This is a genomic window from Demequina sp. (genome assembly GCA_024707205.1).
Taxonomy (GTDB): Bacteria; Actinomycetota; Actinomycetes; order Actinomycetales; family Demequinaceae; genus Demequina.
This window is the reverse complement of record JANQAD010000001.1, coordinates 1302207-1321289: the sequence shown is the minus strand read 5'-3', so window position 1 is coordinate 1321289 and position 19083 is coordinate 1302207. Positions and strand designations below refer to the sequence as shown.

Annotated in this window: 15 protein-coding genes; 6 read left to right on the top strand and 9 right to left on the bottom strand. The window is 67.4% G+C overall.

From position 1 onward, the window contains the following. Positions 1-77 precede the first annotated feature (77 nt). From dnaK to NVV57_06755, 5 genes are all read left to right on the top strand, one after another. Positions 78-1922, top strand: coding sequence for a molecular chaperone DnaK (gene dnaK, locus NVV57_06775; protein MCR6712404.1), 1845 nt, complete (start codon positions 78-80; stop codon positions 1920-1922). Between the two features lie 68 nt (positions 1923-1990). Then, positions 1991-2590 (top strand): nucleotide exchange factor GrpE, encoded by a 600-nt coding sequence (gene grpE / locus NVV57_06770; GenBank protein MCR6712403.1) that lies wholly within the window; start codon positions 1991-1993, stop codon positions 2588-2590. A 26-nt stretch (positions 2591-2616) separates the two neighbouring features. Further along, the gene (locus tag NVV57_06765; protein ID MCR6712402.1) at positions 2617-3579 is read left to right on the top strand and encodes a J domain-containing protein; all 963 of its coding nucleotides are present in this window, start codon (positions 2617-2619) and stop codon (positions 3577-3579) included. After that, positions 3579-3989: a helix-turn-helix transcriptional regulator gene (locus NVV57_06760; GenBank protein MCR6712401.1), complete on the top strand. Its 411-nt coding sequence runs from the start codon at positions 3579-3581 to the stop codon at positions 3987-3989. Before NVV57_06765 ends, NVV57_06760 begins: the two co-directional genes overlap by 1 nt. Before the next feature lie 39 nt (positions 3990-4028). After that, positions 4029-4400: a VOC family protein gene (locus tag NVV57_06755; GenBank protein ID MCR6712400.1), complete on the top strand. Its 372-nt coding sequence runs from the start codon at positions 4029-4031 to the stop codon at positions 4398-4400. 3 nt (positions 4401-4403) lie between these two features. Here the strand turns inward: NVV57_06755 and NVV57_06750 are convergent, their stop codons facing one another. After that, a complete protein-coding gene (locus tag NVV57_06750) occupies positions 4404-4634 on the bottom strand; it encodes a DUF167 domain-containing protein (GenBank protein ID MCR6712399.1) in 231 nt (76 codons plus the stop codon). A 79-nt stretch (positions 4635-4713) separates the two neighbouring features. Further along, positions 4714-5475, bottom strand: a complete 762-nt coding sequence (locus tag NVV57_06745) for a hypothetical protein (GenBank protein ID MCR6712398.1) — start codon at positions 5473-5475, stop codon at positions 4714-4716. Positions 5476-5771: 296 nt separating this feature from the next. Between NVV57_06745 and NVV57_06740 the strand changes: the two genes are divergently transcribed. Next, positions 5772-8597 carry a sigma-70 family RNA polymerase sigma factor gene (locus NVV57_06740; GenBank protein ID MCR6712397.1) on the top strand — a complete coding sequence of 942 codons (2826 nt, stop codon included), beginning with the start codon at positions 5772-5774 and terminating at the stop codon, positions 8595-8597. On the opposite strand, the gene NVV57_06735 is transcribed toward NVV57_06740, so the two are convergent. The 7 genes from NVV57_06735 to NVV57_06705 form a co-directional block, all read right to left on the bottom strand. Next, positions 8575-9294 (bottom strand): hypothetical protein, encoded by a 720-nt coding sequence (locus tag NVV57_06735; GenBank protein ID MCR6712396.1) that lies wholly within the window; start codon positions 9292-9294, stop codon positions 8575-8577. The two genes, NVV57_06740 and NVV57_06735, sit on opposite strands and share 23 nt — an antisense overlap. A 318-nt stretch (positions 9295-9612) precedes the next feature. Further along, complete coding sequence (locus tag NVV57_06730) at positions 9613-10953, bottom strand: multidrug effflux MFS transporter (GenBank protein MCR6712395.1); 1341 nt, start codon at positions 10951-10953, stop codon at positions 9613-9615. A gap of 251 nt (positions 10954-11204) precedes the next feature. Then, positions 11205-12191 (bottom strand): ribonucleotide-diphosphate reductase subunit beta, encoded by a 987-nt coding sequence (locus NVV57_06725; protein ID MCR6712394.1) that lies wholly within the window; start codon positions 12189-12191, stop codon positions 11205-11207. Between the two features lie 115 nt (positions 12192-12306). Continuing rightward, positions 12307-15015 (bottom strand): ribonucleoside-diphosphate reductase subunit alpha, encoded by a 2709-nt coding sequence (locus NVV57_06720; protein MCR6712393.1) that lies wholly within the window; start codon positions 15013-15015, stop codon positions 12307-12309. 618 nt (positions 15016-15633) lie between these two features. Further along, positions 15634-16653 (bottom strand): carbohydrate ABC transporter permease, encoded by a 1020-nt coding sequence (locus NVV57_06715; protein MCR6712392.1) that lies wholly within the window; start codon positions 16651-16653, stop codon positions 15634-15636. Next, positions 16650-17597, bottom strand: a complete 948-nt coding sequence (locus NVV57_06710) for a sugar ABC transporter permease (GenBank protein MCR6712391.1) — start codon at positions 17595-17597, stop codon at positions 16650-16652. The genes NVV57_06715 and NVV57_06710 overlap by 4 nt, the downstream gene beginning before the upstream one ends. Before the next feature lie 66 nt (positions 17598-17663). Further along, on the bottom strand, positions 17664-19055 hold the full coding sequence (locus NVV57_06705; protein MCR6712390.1) for an extracellular solute-binding protein: 1392 nt from the start codon (positions 19053-19055) through the stop codon (positions 17664-17666). Positions 19056-19083 lie beyond the last annotated feature (28 nt).

Sequence of the window (19083 nt, the reverse complement as noted above, 5' to 3'; positions counted from 1 at the left end):
AGCGTCGAGCCGCCGCCGTAAGTTGAGCCTAGGCCGCTCAACTATTCGAGCGAGCACTTTTTCAAGGAGGACAACTTATGTCACGAGCAGTAGGAATTGACCTCGGCACCACCAACTCGGTGGTCGCCGTTCTAGAAGGCGGCGAGCCCACCGTCATCGCCAACGCAGAGGGCGCGCGCACCACCCCGTCGGTGGTCGCGTTCTCGAAGACCGGAGAGGTGCTCGTCGGCGAGATCGCCAAGCGCCAGGCGGTCACCAACGTCGACCGCACCATCCAGTCCGTCAAGCGCCACATGGGCACGTCGTGGACCAAGGACATCGACGGCAAGACGTACACCCCGCAGGAGATCAGCGCCCGCATCCTGGGCAAGCTCAAGAGGGACGCCGAGGAGTACCTCGGCGAGAAGGTGACCGACGCGGTCATCACCGTCCCCGCATACTTCAACGACGCCGAGCGTCAGGCCACCAAGGACGCCGGTGAGATCGCGGGCCTCAACGTGCTCCGCATCGTCAACGAGCCCACCGCGGCCGCGCTTGCGTATGGCCTCGACAAGGGCAAGGAGGACGAGCTCATCCTGGTCTTCGACCTCGGCGGCGGCACGTTCGACGTGTCCCTGCTCGAGGTGGGCAAGGACGAGGACGCCTTCGCGACCATCCAGGTGAAGGCCACCGCAGGCGACAACCGCCTTGGCGGCGACGACTGGGACCAGCGCGTCGTCGACCACCTCATCAAGGAGGTCAAGAACGCCGAGGGTGTGGACCTGTCCAAGGACAAGGCCGCCGTGCAGCGTCTCCGTGAGGCCGCCGAGCAGGCCAAGAAGGAGCTCTCGTCCGCGCAGCAGACCACGATCTCCCTCCAGTACCTGAGCATCGGCGAGAACGGCCCCGTTCACCTCGACTCCAAGCTCACGCGCGCGCAGTTCCAGCAGATGACCCAGGACCTGCTTGAGCGCACCAAGGCGCCGTTCCAGCAGGTGATCAAGGACGCGGGCATCAAGCTGAGCGACATCGATCACGTGGTTCTCGTTGGCGGCTCCACCCGCATGCCAGCCGTCACGGAACTGGTCAAGGAGCTCACCGGCGGCCAGGAGCCCAATAAGGGCGTCAACCCCGACGAGGTGGTCGCCGTTGGCGCCGCCCTCCAGGCCGGCGTCATCAAGGGGGAGCGCAAGGACGTGCTGCTCATTGACGTCACCCCCCTGAGCCTCGGCATCGAGACCAAGGGCGGCGTCATGACCTCGCTCATCGAGCGCAACACCGCGATTCCCACCAAGTCGTCCGAGGTCTTCTCCACGGCCGATGACAACCAGCCGTCCGTGCTCATCCAGGTCTACCAGGGCGAGCGTGGGTTCGCGCGCGACAACAAGCTGCTCGGCACCTTCGAGCTCGGCGGCATCGCGCCCGCCCCCCGCGGCGTGCCGCAGATCGAGGTCACGTTCGACATCGACGCCAACGGCATCGTCCACGTCCACGCCAAGGACCGCGGCACCGGCAAGGAGCAGTCCATCACCGTGACCGGCGGCTCGGCCCTCTCCAAGGAGGACATCGACCGCATGGTCAAGGACGCCGAGGCCCACGCCGACGAGGACAAGGCGCGTCGCGACGAGGCGGAGACCCGCAACAACGCCGAGACCTTCGCGTACTCCACCGAGAAGATCCTTTCCGAGAACGAGGACAAGGTCCCCGCGGAGGTTGCCGACGACGTGAAGTCCGCGATCGCCGACGTCAAGACCGCCCTCGAGGGCACCGACGTCGACGCCGTGAAGTCCGCACACGAGACGCTCGTGTCCAAGGCGCAGAAGATCGGCGAGGCGGTCTACGCTCACCAGCAGGCCGAATCGGCCGCTGGGCCATCCGAGCCGAGCGACGCCCAAGCCGACGACGACGTCGTTGACGCCGAGATCGTCGACGACGAGAAGTAGCAAGGCGAGGCCCGACGCTGTGGTGACCACGGCGTCGGGCCGTCACCTTGATTTCGAGGAGACTTCCCATGAATGACCACACCGGGTTCAACACCCCAGACGACGAGGGCGCCGAGAGCGCGCTCACCGACGCGGCGTCGATCATCGACGGAGCCGCGAACGTGCTTGACCGAGACCGCGACGGCCACATCAGCGCCGACGAGCTCGCCACCGCCGACGAGGCGGCCGCCATGTCCGCCCTCGAGGACGCGCAGGCGAAGGCGGGCGAGCACCTCGCGGACCTGCAGCGACTCCAGGCCGAGTACGTGAACTACCGCAAGCGAGTGGATCGCGACCGCGCCATCGCGGGCGAGGTCGCAACGGCTCGAACCATCGAGGCGCTCATCCCCACCCTCGACGACATCGCTGCCGCGCGCGAGCACGGCGAGCTCGAGGACGGGCCGTTCGCCGCGATCGCGGCGAAGCTCGAGGCCGCACTCGCCCAGTTCGGCTGGGAGAGCTATGGGGCCGTTGGCGAGCCGTTCGACCCCGCACTGCACGAGGCGCTGCTGTCGCAGCCGAGCGCCGACGTCAGCGAGCCCACCATCATCACCGTTGCGCAGCCGGGCCACCGGATCGGCGAGCGCATCGTGCGCCCCGCGCGCGTCATCGTGGCGCAGCCGGAGTAACCGACCGCTTCACGAAGGGAGGCGCCGTGGCGAGCCAAGACTGGTTCAGCAAAGACTTCTACGCCACCCTTGGCGTCCCCAAGGACGCGGACGCGACGGCGATCAAGAAGGCCTACCGCCAACTGGCGAAGGAGCTGCACCCGGACCGCAATCCCGGGAACGCGCAGGCGGAGAAGAAGTTCAAGGACGTGGGCGAGGCGTACGCGGTCCTCTCCGACGCCGAACAGCGCAAGCAGTACGACGCCGTGCGCGCCATGGGCGGCGGCGGTCCTCGCTTTCAGGCGGGCGGGTCCGGCGGCGCCCAGGGCTTCGAGGACGTGTTCGGCGGCATGTTCGGCGGCGCGGGTGGTTTCAACGGCACAGCACAGCAGCCGGGCGGTGCCGGCTTCGAGGACATCCTCAACCAGATGTTCGGCGGCGGTGCGAGCTACCAGCGCGGCCCGCAGAAGGGCTCCGACATTGCGGCCGTGACCGAGGTCACGTTCCGCGAGGCGGCCCAAGGTGCCACGGTCACGTTGGGTCTCGACGGGCAGCGCGTCTCGACGCGCATCCCCGTTGGCGTCCAGGACGGACAAAAGATCCGCGTGCCCGGTAAGGGACGTCCAGGAGCGGGCGGGGGACCCAACGGCGACCTGCTGCTCACGGTTCGCGTGGGCAAGCACCCCGTGTTCTCCTATGACGGCCTGAACCTGCGTGTGCAGGTGCCCGTCACCTATGCCGAGGCGGCCCTCGGCGCCACCATCCAGGTGCCAACCCTCACCGGGGACAAGGTGAGTGTGAAGGTGCCCGCGGGCACAGCGTCGGGCCAGATCCTGCGAGTCAAGGGCCGCGGACTCTCAAGCCGCGACAAGACGGGCGACCTCCACGTGGCGATCGTCGTCGACGTGCCGAAGAAGCTGTCGCGGCACGCGAAGCAGGCGGTCGAGGCGCTCGCACAGCAACTCGGCGACAATCCGCGTGACTCGCTCTACAAGGATGCGGCGCGGTAATGGAGCAGCCCGACGTAGACGAGCCGGTCTTCCTGATCTCGGCTGCGGCCGAGCTCGCTGGCATGCACGCGCAGACCCTCAGGCAGTACGACCGGCTTGGCCTCGTGGTGCCGAAGCGGCGCCCGGGCGGGGGCAGGCGATACTCGCTTCGCGACGTCGCAACCCTGCGCGAGGTGCAGCGCATGAGCCAAGACGAGGGGATCAACCTCGCTGGTATCGCCCACATTCTGACCCTTGCTGCGCGAGTCACGGAGCTCGAGCGCGAGGTGGAGCGGCTGCGTCCCCGCGCCGACATCGGGGCGCGCGTTTTCACCACGGGACCCAGCGGGACCGTGGTCATCGTGGAGCGCGGGCAGAGGGCGTCGCGTGCCGAGGGGCGCTCCGTGGTGCTGTGGCGAGAAACTCACTGAGCGATTGACGGTGCCGTTCACGAGCGGGACCATTGCGCCATGAGCGCTGACCACGTGCATCACGGGTTCGACTACATCGAGATCCCCAGCGTTGACATCGACGCCTCCGAGGCGTTCTACCGACGCGCGTTCGGCTGGGACTTCACGTCCTACGGACCCGAGTACTTGGGCATCGTGACGCCCGACGGCCGCGAGGCCGGCGGCATCTCAAGCGTCGGCGAGATCAGTCATGGCACGGACGTGGTCGTGGTGCTCTTCTCCGACGACATCGATGCGACTCATGACGCGGTCATAGCCGCCGGCGGCTCGATCGTGCGCGACACGTTCCGCTTCCCAGGCGGGAGGCGCTTCCACTTCGCGGACCCCAGCGGGAACGAGCTCGCCGTGTGGGGAGACCCAAGCGAAGAGTGACGGCTAGATCCCGTCGACCTCCACGAGCTTCACGCGCGACGTGTGCCCGCGCACAATCCGCACATCCGCCTTGCGCACGCCGAAATGGGCGGCCAACGCCGCCTCTATCGCCGTGTTCGCCGCGCCGTCAGCGGCCCGTTCCCTGACGTGCACGGTGAGCACCGCGTCGTGCCCCTCCTCCACGAGAGGTCCGCGCCGCGAGCCGGGCTTGGCCCTCACCTCAACGCGTGCCACGGGCCGACGCTACCCCCAGGGAAGCACAAAGGCCGACACCGCCCTCAGCTCGGTGTCGGCCTCTGCGCCCGTCTACGTGTCAGCGGTGGACGGACTCCAGGAGATCCTGGACGTGTACATGGGCGTCGGGAAGGGACTCAACCCAGACGCGAGGAGGCTGGCGCATCAGGTTGCCAACCCTCATCTGAATGGACCGCTCGGCGATGTGGTCGCGAAGCGCCGCGAGCCCGGCACCGAGCTCGGCATCGCGGGCAACAAGCACCGCGTAGATGCCGTCGGAGATGCGAGCCATGGGGTGCCCCTCGCCATAGGCGTCCTTGAGCGCGTGGCCAACCGCCGCGTTGCGCGCGATGCGCTGCCAGGGGTCGTTGTCCGCGACCGAGACGTCCACGATCACCAGGGCGTGAGACTCGCCCACCGGCTCACCGTTGCGGTTCGCGGCCCCGTAGACCTCGCCGAGCCGCTGCACCAGGTACTCGGCGGTTCCGAGTCCGGATTCCGCGTCCGTCATGGTGGGAGCAGTGATGGGGGCCGTGTCGCGCTCGGTCCAGCCTTCGCACAGTGAACGGATAGAACGGATCGGCGGCGCCTGGAAGCCGGCCGCCCGGAACAGCACGGTCATGTCGTCGATGGCCTCGGTGATGCCCACGCCGGCGGCGGCCCGAGCCTGTCCGAGCCGGTACGCGGCAGGAGCGGTGTCCTTGCCTGCCTGGAGCGCCTCAACGAGCGCGTCGGCGGCGGGTGTGTACCAGTCGCCAGGACGCAGCCACACCGTCGAGACACTTGCGGACTCCCACGTGCGCAGCAGTGTGGTTGCCTGCGCGGGTCCTGCGTTCGTCACTTCCGATGTCATGCATTATGAGAGGGATCGTCTAGACGGCTATGACGCGAGTCACACGAGAAGTTTTTCTTGCGCAACCCCCGAACCCCGTGTGACTAACTCCCCACCGTGCGTGTTGTATCTAAACGGGTCAAAAAGGGACACTAGGAGGGCACATTCACAAGGTTCGCGGGAGTTTGGCATGAGCCAAGAGGCGATCGCGCTATGGACGGAGACGTCCAGCGATCCAGAACTCATCGCTGGCGTGCGCGCCGGCGATGCGACTGCCTTTGGCGTGCTCTACGAACGCCACGTCGATGCAGCCCGAAAAAGTCGCCTCGCAATACACGAACACCGCCGCGGATGTGGACGACGTTGTCGCAGAGTCCTTCTCCCGCGTGCTGCGCGCGCTGCAGCAGGGCGATGGCCCTGACCTCGCGTTCCGCGCCTACCTCTTCACGATTGTCCGCCGCACCGGCATGGACATCATCAATCGCGGCAACCGCACCCGGCCGGGTGACGACATGGCGCAGTACGAGTCGGCGATGGGCTACGAGGCCCCGTCGGACGAGGGTGCGCTCGAGGGGTTCGAGCAGGGAATCGTCGCCGACGCCTTCCGCTCCCTCCCAGAGCGGTGGCAGGCGGTGCTCTGGTACACCGAGGTCGAGAAGAAGTCCCCCAAGGAGATCGCTCCTCTCCTGGGCCTGACCGCCAACGGAGTCGCGGCGCTCGCGTACCGCGCCCGTGAAGCGCTCCGTCAGGCATACCTGCAGCAGCACCTCAACACCGCGGACTCGATGGACTGCCTCGCCGCAAGCACCCAGTTGGGCGCCTACGTTCGCGGCGGTCTCGCGAAGCGTGACCACGCCAAGGTCGAGGAACACGTTGACTCCTGCGAGAAGTGCGCCGCACTCGTCGCCGAGCTTGAGGACGTGAACCGCGGCATGCGCGGGATCATCGCGCCGCTCGTGCTCGGCGTTCTCGGCGTGGGTGCGCTCGAGGGCGGGCTCCCCGTCGGTGGGGCGCTCGGCGCAAAGGCCGCCGCAGGCGCCGGCACTGCGGGGTCGGCCGTCGCGGGCGGATCGGGCTCTGCGAGCCTCGCGACAGGATCCGGCCTGTCCGCGTGGATCGCGTCGACTGCAGCCATCGTCCTTCCCGCCGCGGCGGCGCTAGGCGTCGTCGCCCTCGTGGTCTCGGGCGCCAGCTTCCTCGGCGTATTCAACCCGCTGGGCCGCTCCGAGGGTCAGACGCCCTCCACGCAGACCACGCCTGACCCCTCCGAGACCGGCGCGACGGACCCGAGTGCCGCACCGTCAACCGCTCCGAGCGCGGAGCCTTCGGCGACGCCATCCCCCGAGCCGTCCGTTGAGCCGAGCGCCGACGCCGGCGAAGGTGACACCGGTGGTGCGCCCGCCGGGGTCGTGGGCAATGAGACTGGGGGCGGCACCGGTGGAGATACTGGGGGCCAGACTGGTGGAAACAGCGGGGGCAGCACTGGTGGGGACACCGGAGGCAGCACCGGTGGGGACACCGGAGGCAGCACGGGTGGGGACACCGGGGGCAGCACGGGTGGCGGCGACACCGGCGGCGGGGACACTGGCGGCGGGGACACTGGCGGCGGGGACACTGGCGGTGGGGACACCGGCGGTGGCGACACTGGCGGCGGAGACACCGGTGGCGGAGACACTGGCGGCGACACGGGTGGCGGCGACACCGACACGCCCACCCCGCCGAAGGCGGCAGCGTTCGAGATCGGCCAGGCTCCGCTCAACTACCTGGAGATCCCGGTGGCGAACCCGGCAGTGTCCATGCTCCTGACCAACGCCGGCGACGGCGACGCCACCGACGTCACCGCGTCCATCGAGCTGCCGGATGGCCTTACCTTCGCAACCCCGAGCGGCGGCACCGCTGGCGGAGCGCCCCTCGCGGCGGAACACCTCGGCGCCTTCCTCAGGTTCGCGCAGACCTCATCCTTCACGGCCGGCAGCTGGGAGTGCACCCTCGACGGCACGCACTCCACCGCCACCTGCGAGCTCGCTGAGTTGGCCGCCGGCACGTCCACGACTCTGGCGCTCAACCTGACGTCCGTGGATGACATCGAGCTTGGCGACGACGCCTGGACCACGTTCTCCGCGTCCGCCGAGGGAGTTGCCCCGCAGTCCTACAAGGTGCTGACGGCCGTCGCCGCCAACGACGAGGACCTCAAGGGCGACTACGCGAAGACGGGCCACCTCGACGTCACGCAGGTCGGCGGCACCGTCATGGGCTGTGACCCGAAGAAGTCGGCGTGCGCCGGCATCATGAAGTACGCCGGAACCGGCGTCGGCAAGGACGTCCCCTCGAGCCTGAACAACAACGACAACACGATGGTGGCGCTCAACCCCGCCGGCGGCGACGCGAACTCCGGGACGACAAAGCTGGTCATCCCCGCTGGTGCGAAGGTCAAGTACGCGCTCCTCGAGTGGTCGGCGAACAGCCACCAGAGGGACTCCTGGACGCGCGGCATCGGAACCGCACGGCTCAAGGCCCTGGATGGCTCGTTCGTGACGGTCACCGCGGACAAGACGGCGACCCACACCGTCAACGGCACCTACTACTACCAGGCTCGCGCCAACGTCACCGCCGCGGTCGCGGCCGCCGGAAGCGGCGAGTACTCGGTCGCTGACATCGCTCTCGCGGCCGGAGGCGACAAGACGAACCTCTACGGCGGCTTCAGCCTCACCGTGGTGTACGAGCTCCAGAGCCTCCCGGTGTCGAGTGTCGCGGTGTTCACCGGCAGCCAGTGGGTCACCGGCAACCAGTTCGCCGACTTCGCCTTCAACGCCGCGTCCGCCTCCTCCGCTCGGGTGGGGTGGACCGCATGGGACGCGGACAGGGGCTTCACGGGCGACCACATGTCGCTCGACTCGAAGGACCTGACGCCGAACGGCTGGGATGGCAGCGCGGTCGTCCCCCACAGCTCGCAGAATGCCGCCGACGCCACCGCCTTCGGCTCGCCGTTCGCCAACACTCTGGGTGTGGACGCGAAGGACTTCGTGCGGGTGGACGGCATCGCGCCAGGCAAGCACACGCTCAAGGCCTGGACGAACAACGACACCTACCTCATCGGCTCGCTCACCGTCACGCTGACTTCCGCCGGCTGACCGCGAGCAGCGCGATAGCGCCGCACAGCGCGGCCGCCGCCGTAGCCAGCCGCGCTCCGATCGGCCCCGCCTTCTCGTACCGTTCCGCCGTTACCGCGGTGGGCGTTCCGAGGCTCGTGGCTTGGTAGCAGTACCCCACAAAGCCGTCCGGCCCAACCCTCGTGGACCTAGTCCACGCCTGCGCCTGGGCGAGTGAACCGTCGGGCGCCCCGGCAAGCGCCGACGGTGAGAAGCTCGCCGCGTCGACGACCCACGCGACGGGCGAAGTCATCGCGATCCAGGCCACATCCTCGGTGTGGCGGCGGGTGGCGTCGATCGTCTCGTCCCTGCAGATGAAGGCGGGGCGCCCGCCCACGGACGTGGCGACGAAGGAGTGGTAGGTGATCTGCTCCGTGACGACGGTCTCGGGCAGGAGCGCGGTGGCCACCGCAAAAGGGACGAAGACCATGGCCAGCGTCAGCGCGGCGGCCGCGATGCGCGGCCAGGCCCTCTGTCGGTTGGCAAGCGCCAGCCCGAGCCACGCGCCCGCCGCGCCCGAGAGCGCAAGGACGGCGAGCGTCGGGACGGCTTGGGATTCCGCCCAACCTTCGCGCGCGGCCGCCAGTGCCACACCAGGCACGCTCGCGAAGGCCAGCAGGGCGCCCGACGCTCCGGTCACCGCCCACCGAGCGGCCCGCAGGCGTCTCGCCTTGGGCACGCGCTGCCCCAGCCCACGCCGCACAGGTTGGCGTCATCACCGCGGCGGCGACCAGCAGGGCGGTGCCGACCCACGCGCCGCGCGTCACCGCGTAGGTGACGGCTGCGACGGCCGCCGGCACCACGAGGCACAGCAGGGCGGCGAGCTGCCAGTGTCGGTCGCGGAGGGCGGCGAGCCCTGCGTCTCGGAGGTCGTGGTGCGGGGGGCGGGGAGGGCGCGGCTCAAACTCGTCGATCGCAACGTCGTCGGCGTCAAGCGAGACCTTGAACACGACCGTCTGGCCCATGCCGCAACGCTACGTCGCGGGGGCGTGACGTGCTAGGCGACAACCCCGGAGGGCGCGCGCGGCCTGACGATGAGCCACAGGGCTAGGTGCGCGACGGCGAGCGCGCCGATCATGACCCCGGCCATCGAGACCACCGACACCCCAAGGATGCCGACGAGCGGAGTCACGAGCCCCGGCAGCAGCGAGTTGAGTGCGCCAATGAGCGACGCCGCCGTGCCCGCCTCCTCCGCGTGATTGGCGAGGGCGGTCACCTGAACGGTCGGCATGATGATGCCAAGCGGCGACACCACGAAGAACAGGGACGCGAGGACCCAGGCGAGCGAGCCGTCGGACAGGCCGCATACCAGGAGCGATACCGCGCCGGCGGTCATTATGAGCAGGCCGACTGTGGCGACCGACTTGGGCGCGAACTTTCGCATGAGGCGCGCGGAGATCTGCGTCGCCGCGACGAGGCCGAGCGAGTTCACGCCGAACGCGATCCCGTACTGCTGCGCGGTCATGCCGAATACGTCCTGGAGCAGGAACGAGCTCGACGAGAGGTAGCTGAAGAGCGCGGTGAAGACCATCGAGCCGAGGATGGCGGCCCCCACGAAGGCGCCGTCGCGCGCGAGGTGGCTGTAGCGTCGGGCAACCGCACGGCCTGAGAAGATGCCTCGCCGCTCTGGCGGCAGCGTCTCGATCATCAAGAAGGCGGAGACGATCACCATGACGAGTCCGTAGCCCGCGAGGACCACGAAGACGCCACGCCACTCGACGACCCGCAGCAGCTGCGAGCCGATCACGGGGGCGAGCACGGGCGCGAGCCCCCACACGAGAGCCAAGCGCGAGAGCATGCGGATGAGTCGCTGACCGGAGAACAGGTCGCGAACCACGGCCATCGCGACAACGCCGGAGCCGGCGGCGCCGATGCCCTGGAAGACGCGGCCGACCGTGACGAGCTCAACGGTGGGCGCGGCCGCCACCGCGAGCGACGCGAGGACGTGCACCGCCGTGGTGATGAGGAGCGGCTTGCGGCGGCCGAAGGCGTCGGAGAGCGGCCCCACGATGAGTTGGCCGAGCGCGAAGCCCACCAGCGTGGCGGTGAGCGTGATCTGGATCGCGGCGTCCGAGGCGTGCAGATCGGCGGCAACGGCGGGGAACGCCGGCAGATAGAGGTCGATGGTGAATGGACCCAGCGCGCTCAGCGCGCCGAGGATCAGGATGTACTTGAGGCGCTGCGCGCTGGAGAACGAGTCGCCGCGGGAGGCTTCGACGGGGACGGGCGCGATGGGGACGGGCGCGACGGGGTCGTCCGATTCGGCGACCTGTCTCGTGACTGTCATGCGCGCGCTCTGGTCCTCTTGCTGGTGCTGGATCGTGGGGGGCGGCGGCATTGCCGGCAGGGTTCACGACTTCCCTGCGACGGGTACAACTTTACCAAGCGGTAGGTCATTCCCGCGACGGCCAGATTTTCGGACCGCCGACCAAGGAGCGCGAGTCGCCACAGCGTCGGGCAGGAAGGGGGTGAGCCGCGAGAACAAGGCAACAAGGAAAGGGGCGAGGCCCCTGCCCGTCCGCAGGGATCAAGCCTGACCGCCCGGAGGAGGGGTAGGGGCCTCGCCCCGACAAACTACGGCGTGCGCACTTACGCCTTAGTAGCCTGCGCGTTCACCTCGTACGACGTGTTGGTCGCCTCGAAGAAGTTGACGAGCTGCAGCGTGTCATTCGCCGTCGCCATCCACTTCGCCGGGTTGGACACGTTGTAGTGCGAGTCGAAGCCGAGCTCCTCAAGACGACGGTCTGCCAGGTACTTCACGTACTGGTTCACATAGTCGGCGTTGAGGCCAAGGATGCCCGTGGGCAGGAGGTCGCGGTTGTACGCCTCCTCCATCTCCACGGCGTCGAGGATCATCTGGCGGATCTCCTCGGCGAACTCCGCGTCCTGGAGGTCCTCGTTCTCCTCGAGCACCGTGAGGATGAGGTTGATCCCGAACTGCAGGTGCAGCGACTCGTCGCGAATGATCCAGTCCATGAGGGAGCCGAAGTTGCGCAGCAGGTTCCGCTGGCGGAAGCTCAGCGCCACCATGAAGCCCGAGTAGAACCAGATGCCCTCAAGGATGATGTTGTAGGCGATGAGGTTGCGGACGAAGTCCTTCTTGCCCTCGGTGGTGGTGATGTCCAGGGTGTCTTCGGTCATGCGCTTGATGTACTTGACCTCGAACTCCTCCTTGATCGCCATCGAGGGAACTTCGACGTGCGACTCGTAGGCAGCCTCGCGGTCGATCGGGAAGGTCTCGAGGACGTACTCGAACGACATGCAGTGGTTGGCCTCTTCCCACATCTGCTTCGCGAGGTACAGGTGGCACTCGGGGGCGTTGATGTACGGGTACACACCGAACGCGAGCGCCTTGTTGACGAGCAGCTCGTTGGGGTTGAAGTACGACATCAGATAGGTGACGGCGTGCTTCTCTTCCGGTGTCATCTTCTTGAAGTCCGCGAGGTCCTCACCCAACTGGATCTCGTTGGGGAACCACGTGTTCGCGACGGCCTGGTTGTAGAGGTCGTACGCCCACGGGTAGGTGATGGGCTTGAGCAGCAGTCCATCCTGGATGCCTGTTCCGAGAATTGCCATAATGCTCTCCTACTCCTCTTGACGATCTACTGGCACGACTCGCACTGGAGCCGCTCCATCGGGTCCACTGGGCGAGGCGACGCCGCCCACCATCTCGCTGTCGTCCGCGACGATCTCAAAGACCGTGGCACCATCTGGCGCCTCGGACGACGCCGTTGCGGCTCGGGCTCCTGCGCCACCTCCGGCAGGGCGGCGGGGGGAATGGCGGCTGAGCCTCGGGAGCGGTGGCGAACGCCTTGGCCGCTACCGCGCTGAAGACCGACGCCGGGGCCACGGCTGGCACGGACGCGGTGGTGGTGGGGGCATCGGCGAGGGACACTGCCGCGCCTTCCACGACCTCGTCGGCGACGACAGACTCAACCACTGCACCAGACTCAACCACGGCGTCGGCGCCCTTCTTGGCGCCGAATCCGCCGAAGCCTCGCTTGGCGGGGGCGGCCCCACCGGAGGGCTTCGCGACCTGGCCTGCGCCGGCTGCGGAGCCGGTGGAGGCGAGACGCTCTGCCTTATTGACGCGCACGGTGGACTGCTCCGCGGTGTGGCGGGGCTTCATGTGGAGGTAGTACGTGGTCTTCACGCCGCGCTCCCACGCAGCCGAGTACAGCGCCATCATGTTGTCGACGTCGCGGTCCTCGAGGTAGATGTTGCGGCTGATCGCCTGGTCAATCCACTTCTGCGCGCGCGCCGCCACCTCGATGAAGGCGTAGGGCGAGAGCTGGAACGAGGTCTTGTAGACGTCCTTGAGGTGCTGGGGGACCTCGTCGAGCTGCGAGAGGTCGCCCTGCACGGCCAGGAGGTCGTCCTTCACCTGCTCCCACAGGCCGATGTCCTGGAGGTCCTTGACGAGGTTGCGGTTCACCTCGAGGAACTTCCCGGACGAGGTCGCCCGGCTGAAGATCTGCGAGAACTGGGGGTCGAAGCCGGGCGTGGTGCCGGCGACGAGGCCGATGGACGCGGTGGGCGCAACTGCCATGAGGGTGGCGTTGCGGATGCCGCCCTTGACCTTGGCGCGCAGCGCGTCCCAGTCCTGACGGACGGTGCGGTCAACGGTGATGGCGACGCCGCGGTCGGCCTCCGCCTCCGCGATGGTGTCGAACGGCACCTTGCCCTTGGACCAGCCGGAGCCCTCGAAGTTCGCGTAGGAGCCGCGCTCGCGGGCGAGGTCGGCGGACTCGTCGATCGCGTGGTACGACACGAACTCGACGATCTCGTCGATGAGCTCGTAGGCCTCCTCGGACTCGTAGGCGAGGCCGAGCCGCTCGGTGAGGTCCGTGTAGCCCATGACGCCCAGGCCGATGGCGCGGTTCTCACGGTTGGCGTGCTCCGACTCGGGGACGGAGCTGAGCGTGATGTCGACGAGGTTGTCGAGCTGGCGCACGGCGAGGCGCGTGGACTCCTTCATGCGCTCCCAGTCGATCTTGCCGTCTACCAGGTGCGTCGAGAGGTTGACCGATGCCAGGTTGCAGACCGCGATGTTGTCGCGGTCCTGCGGCAGGCAGATCTCGGTGCACAGGTTGGACAGGTGGATCGTGCCCGTGTTGGTGTTGAGCGCGCGCAGGTTGATGGTGTCCTTCCAGGTCAGCCACGGGTGCGAGGAGCCCTGCAGCATGACGAGGATGGACTTGTACTGCTCGCGGGCGCGCATCTTCTTGAAGGTGCGCATCTTGCCCGCCTCCGCGAGCGCCACGTACTGCGCGTAGCGCGCGGAGAACTCCGAGCCGACGAGCTCAACGAGGTCGGGCGTCTCAGCGGGGTCGAAGAGGTACCAGTCCTGGTCGTTCTGGACGCGCTTCATGAACTCGTCCGAGATCCATACGGCGGTGTTGGCCGTGCGCGTGCGGCGGTAGGGGTCGCCGGAGTTCTGTCGCAGGTCGAGGAACTGCGAGAAGTCGAGGTGCCAGTTCTCCATGTAGAAGCACAGCGCGCCGAACTTCTTGCCGCCGCGGCTGACCGCACGCAGCGTGGAGTCGATGGTGTGCATGAACGGGATGGGGCCCGTCGACGTGGTGTTGTTGGACTTGATGGGAGAGCCCTCGGAGCGCAGCTTGGTCACCGAAAGGCCGATGCCGCCGGTGCCCTTGGTGAGCCACATGACGTCGCCCACGGTCTTGGCGATGTGGTCCATGTCGTCTTCCATCTGCATCACGAAGCAGTTGGACAGCTGGGGGTAGGACGTGCCCGCGTTGACGAGCGTGGAGCCTGCGGGCAGGTAGTCGAGGCGCGAGATCTTCTCGTAGAACTGCAGGGCCATCTCGGTGGGGTTGGCCTCGTTGAGCGACAGGCCCATGCACACGCGCATCCAGAAGTACTGGGGAACCTCGAGCGCCTTGCCGTGGCGGTCCGTGATCATGTAGCGGTTGCGCATCGTGACCGTGCCGATGTACTTCAGGAGGTCGTCGCGCGTGTGGTCGATCGCGGCCGCGAGCGCGTCGAGGTCGAACAGGCTCTCAAGGCGCGTGTCGAGGAGGCCCTCCTCAACGGCGTCGCGGATGTAGCCGGGGAAGCGGGCCTGGTGCAGCAGCGCGAGCTCGAGCTCGGACTCGTAGCCGCCGAGCACGCGCTTGTAGATGACCTTGCGGAGCAGTCGGGCGGCGATGATGTCGAAGTTGGGGTCGTCCTTGACGTTCTGCACCGCGACGCCGATCGCGGCCTCGTCGAGCTGCTCGGTGGTGATGCCGTCGAACAGCGTGATGCCCAGCTCGGTGGCCACCTGGGTGGTCATCGAGATCTGGTCCGGAAGACCGGTCGCCGCGCGCTCGATCGCCTTGTTGATGCGGTCGGCGTTGTACGGCTCGCGGGTGCCGTCACGCTTGGTGACGTGGATGCCGGTGCGGATGGCTCCGCTGTCGACGGCCGCCTCTGCAACATTGACCTGCGCCGTGCTGCCCTCGGCGGTGGTGTTCTCTGTGATCGTCACGGCGCTCCCCTTGGTCTGTGATCAAAGATGTGTGATCTTGTGGCCCTTGCGGGCCGCGAATATGGACGGCGTATGCGGCTCCGATGCGGCGGCTGAGCCCTCCTCCGGGCCACTACGTCGTCAACTCGAGGCGTAGCCCCGAACTTAGTACGAATTACAACGGTGTGCAACTAGATATAGGGGTGAGTTTCGGGATTCGCCCCTAGATGTTGTGGTTCTGTTGAAAACCTGTGTATAGAGTTGTGGACTGCTCGGCGTGTCTTCCACACGTCGAGCCGCTACCTGTTGAACACTCTGCGACCGGCTCTTCATCCCCACCCAACAAGGGTCTCACTGGGGTGTGACATGCCAAGGGGAGCCAGCGTCGGGCCTCGTTGCTCCGCACGGCAACTGTGACCAAAGTGACGTGAGTGACGCGTGATCCCTAAGAGCGGCAAGGCCTGAGTCACATGGGCCACGCGTGCCGTGCGGAGCATTCAAGAACGGCGGCGGCCGACGCTGGAGCCCGGCAAGCGCCGAGGTCGCCTAGCCCTTGACCGCTCCCCCAAGCCCCGCGGACCGCAGGAACACGCGCTGGAACATGAGGAACATGACCACCGGGATGATCGTCGCTATCGCGAGGGCCGCGAGGAACACGTCGAGCTCTGTCTGCGACTGCACTGCGGGCAGGCGGACGGACAGCGGCTGGCGGGCCGGATCCGGCAGCACCAACATGGGCCACAGGAAGTCCTTCCACGCGGCGATGATGGCGAACACGGACACGACGCCGAGGATGGGCTTGGACATCGGGATCACGATGGACCAGAACAGGCGGAACGGGCCGGCCCCGTCGGTGCGCGCGGCCTCGATGACGTCCCGGGGCAGGTTGTCGAAGAAGCGCTTGACCAGCAGGATGTTGAAGGCGTTCGCCGCCATCGGCAGCCACACGGCAAGGTAGTTGTTGAGCAGCGAGTAGTCGCGGCCGAGCAGCGGCGGGTCCACGATCGTCAGGTAGAGGGGAACCAGCAGCACCACGCCCGGGATGAACAGAGTGGCGAGCACGAGCGAGTTCAGCAGCCCCGCATAGCGCGGCCGCAGGATCGACAGGGTGTAGGCGCCCGTGGTCGCGATCAGCAGCTGGAACACCCACGCCCCCGCCGCGATGACCACCGTGTTGAAGAAGTACTGGTCGATGTGGATGTCGTTCCAGGCGGTCGACAGGTTTGCCCAGTCGATGCCGTTGGGCCACAGCCGGAAAGGCTGCTGCAGCGTGTCCTGCGTCGGCGTCACCGCGGACTTCGCGAGCCACAGGATCGGCCCGAGGCCCACCACCACGAGAGACACGGTGAGGAACACATGCACGCCCCTGAGCGTGCGCCGCACCCCAGGCTGCCGCCGCTCCGCGGACGAGATGATGCTGCGGTCGCTCGCGAGCAGCGAGTCCGCGCGCCTGCGGCCGCGCCACGAGATCAGGCGGCTGCGCCCGTCAAGCAGCGGCTCGCCGTCGTGCTCGACCTCGGGCGCGAGCACGGCCTCCGCGGCGCGAGAGAAACCGGTCTGCGTCATGAGGTGCTCCAGCGGTTCGTGAGGCGGAAGTAGACCCAGCTGAGCAGGCCAAGGAAGATCGCGAGCATCACCGACAGCGCCGTGGCCATGCCGTACTTGCCGCCGAGCGAGTTGGTGAATGCATAGTCATAGATGAGCAGCAGGATCGTGGTGGTCGCGTGAACGGGGCCGCCGCCGGTGAACAGGTACGGCTCCAGAAAGACCTGCGCGGTCGCGAGGATCTGCAGGATGAGCATCACGAAGATCACGCCTCGCATCTGCGGCAGCGTGACGTGCCAGATCTTGCGCCAGATGTTCGCGCCGTCGACCTCCGCGGCGTCGTATAGCTCCGGCGGCACGATGAGCAGCGCGGCCAGGTAGATGATGATCGACCCGCCAGCGGCCGCCCACGTCGCCTCGATCACGAGGGCGGGCATGGCCTGCGTCTGGCTCTGCAGGAACGGCTGCGGCGGTATCCCGACCCAGCCGAGCATCGTGTTGAACACTCCCTGCGGCGACGCGTCGTAGAACACGCGCCACAGCAGCACCGCGACCACGGGCGGGATGATGACCGGCAGGTACGCGAGCGCGGAGTAGATCCCCTTGCCTCTGCGCACCTCGCTCATCAGCACGGCCATGATGATCGGCACGGGGAAGCCGAGGATGAGCGCCAGCAGCGCGAAATACCCGGTGTTGAGGATCGCCGTGCCCAGCAGCGGGTCCCGCAGCACGGCGGCGAAGTTGTCGAGGCCAACCCACGTGGCCGGGGTGACCAGATTCGTCTTCTGAAAACTCATGATCACCGAGCGGATGATCGGCAGCCAGCTGAAGATCGAGAACACGAAGATCAACGGCAGCGCGAACAGGAGGGTCGTGAGGCCTCCCCCACGCACCCACGTCACGGGGTTTCCTGCCCGACGCTCACCCACCTTGGGACTGCGCCTCACCTCGGGTGTGGTTGCCATTGGTTTTCCTTACCGCCATTGGGGGTGTGGCGGCGCGGGTTCCCCCGCGCCGGCCACTTTTGAGTACTACTGGTCCAGCAGGGCCTGAGCGTCGGTGTCCGCCTTGGTGAGGAGGGCATCGATGTCAGCGTTCTTGTCCGTGAGGACAGCCTGCACCACGGGGTCGAGCAGCGCGTAGATCGCCTGCGTCTGGCCCTTCGGCTCGCCAACGGGCGTCTGGTTCCAGATGTTCTCCGTGAAGGGCTTCATCTGGTCGCGAGGCACGTTGATGTACGGCTCGATCCAGGTGAGCGACTGCTCGTAGAGCTCCTTGCTCAGAACCGGCAGCACCGGGGTGCCAACGGCCTGGCCGGCGTCGGACAGCGCCTTGGCGTCAGCCACGGCGGCGTCCTCGTTCATGAGCTTCTGCATGTAGTACCAGTCGATCCACTTGACCGCCGCCGCCTTGGTCGCGGAGTCGATCGTGGGGCTTACGACGGCCACGTCGCCACCGCCGAGGGTTCCGGCGTCGGCGCCATCAAGCGGAACCACCGTGAGGCCGTACTGCTCTGGCTTCATACCGAAGTCACGGACGAGGGCCGTGTACACGTCGGAGCCAGAGGTGTACATGCCGATGTTGCCTGCAGCGAACTCCTGGTTGATCGTTCCCCAGTCGAGGTCCACCTTGGACCCGAAGGAGTTGTCCTCCCACTTCAGGTCGTGCAGGAACTGCAGCGCGGCCTTGGTGCCAGGGTTGTTGATCGTCGACGTGTACGTGCCGTCGCCGTTGTCCACCTGGGTGCGTCCGCCGCGGGCGATCGTCGCCGCCGTGAGCTGCCAGCCTCCGGTGTTGTTGATCGCCATCTGGGCGTAGCCGGCCTTGCCGGTCTTCTCCGCGATGATCTTTGCGTCGGCCCTGACCTCGTCCCACGTGGTGGGGGGTGAGTTGGGGTCGAGGCCGGCCTGCGTGAACAGGTCCCGGTTGTAGTGCAGGCCCATGGCGTAGGCCTGGCGCGGGAAGCCGTAGTAGTGGCCGTCCGTTCCGGTGACGCCGTCAAGGATGATCGGGTTGAACTTGTCCACGTAGCCAAGGGCGGTCATCTCGTCGGTGACGTCGTTGAGCTGGCCGTTCTCGAGCAGCGTCTTCGTGTCCGTGAACGGCACCGTGAAGACGTCGGGGAGGCTTCCGCCCGCGAGCTGAACAGCGAACGTGGGTCCGGTCCATTCGTACTCGACGCCGATCACGTCGATGTCGGGGTTGAGGTCCTCGAACTGCTTCTCCTGGACGGCGAATGCGTCATACGCCGCCTTGTCCGCGCCGGGCGGGAAGGTGGCGACGCGAAGCTCGATCTTCTTGCCGTCATTGCCCGCGCCGGGGCTTGCACTGTCGCTATCGTCGGGCGAGCAGGCCGTCAGGAGCAGCGCCCCAGCGGCGAGTGATACGCCCGCGATCGCGGTCTTGCGACCGATCGACATCATTGTCATTCTCCTTTTGTTGGGGGCGCCG

What these genes read in the sequence shown, in the direction of transcription:
- dnaK (MCR6712404.1), top strand. Translation starts at nt 78, where the DNA reads ATGTCACGAGCAGTAGGAATTGACCTCGGCACCACCAACTCGGTGGTC.
- grpE (MCR6712403.1), top strand. Translation starts at nt 1,991, where the DNA reads ATGAATGACCACACCGGGTTCAACACCCCAGACGACGAGGGCGCCGAG.
- NVV57_06760 (MCR6712401.1), top strand. Translation starts at nt 3,579, where the DNA reads ATGGAGCAGCCCGACGTAGACGAGCCGGTCTTCCTGATCTCGGCTGCG.
- NVV57_06755 (MCR6712400.1), top strand. Translation starts at nt 4,029, where the DNA reads ATGAGCGCTGACCACGTGCATCACGGGTTCGACTACATCGAGATCCCC.
- NVV57_06740 (MCR6712397.1), top strand. Translation starts at nt 5,772, where the DNA reads ATGCAGCCCGAAAAAGTCGCCTCGCAATACACGAACACCGCCGCGGAT.
- NVV57_06730 (MCR6712395.1), bottom strand. Translation starts at nt 10,953, where the DNA reads ATGCCGCCGCCCCCCACGATCCAGCACCAGCAAGAGGACCAGAGCGCG.
- NVV57_06725 (MCR6712394.1), bottom strand. Translation starts at nt 12,191, where the DNA reads ATGGCAATTCTCGGAACAGGCATCCAGGATGGACTGCTGCTCAAGCCC.
- NVV57_06715 (MCR6712392.1), bottom strand. Translation starts at nt 16,653, where the DNA reads ATGACGCAGACCGGTTTCTCTCGCGCCGCGGAGGCCGTGCTCGCGCCC.
- NVV57_06710 (MCR6712391.1), bottom strand. Translation starts at nt 17,597, where the DNA reads ATGGCAACCACACCCGAGGTGAGGCGCAGTCCCAAGGTGGGTGAGCGT.
- NVV57_06705 (MCR6712390.1), bottom strand. Translation starts at nt 19,055, where the DNA reads ATGATGTCGATCGGTCGCAAGACCGCGATCGCGGGCGTATCACTCGCC.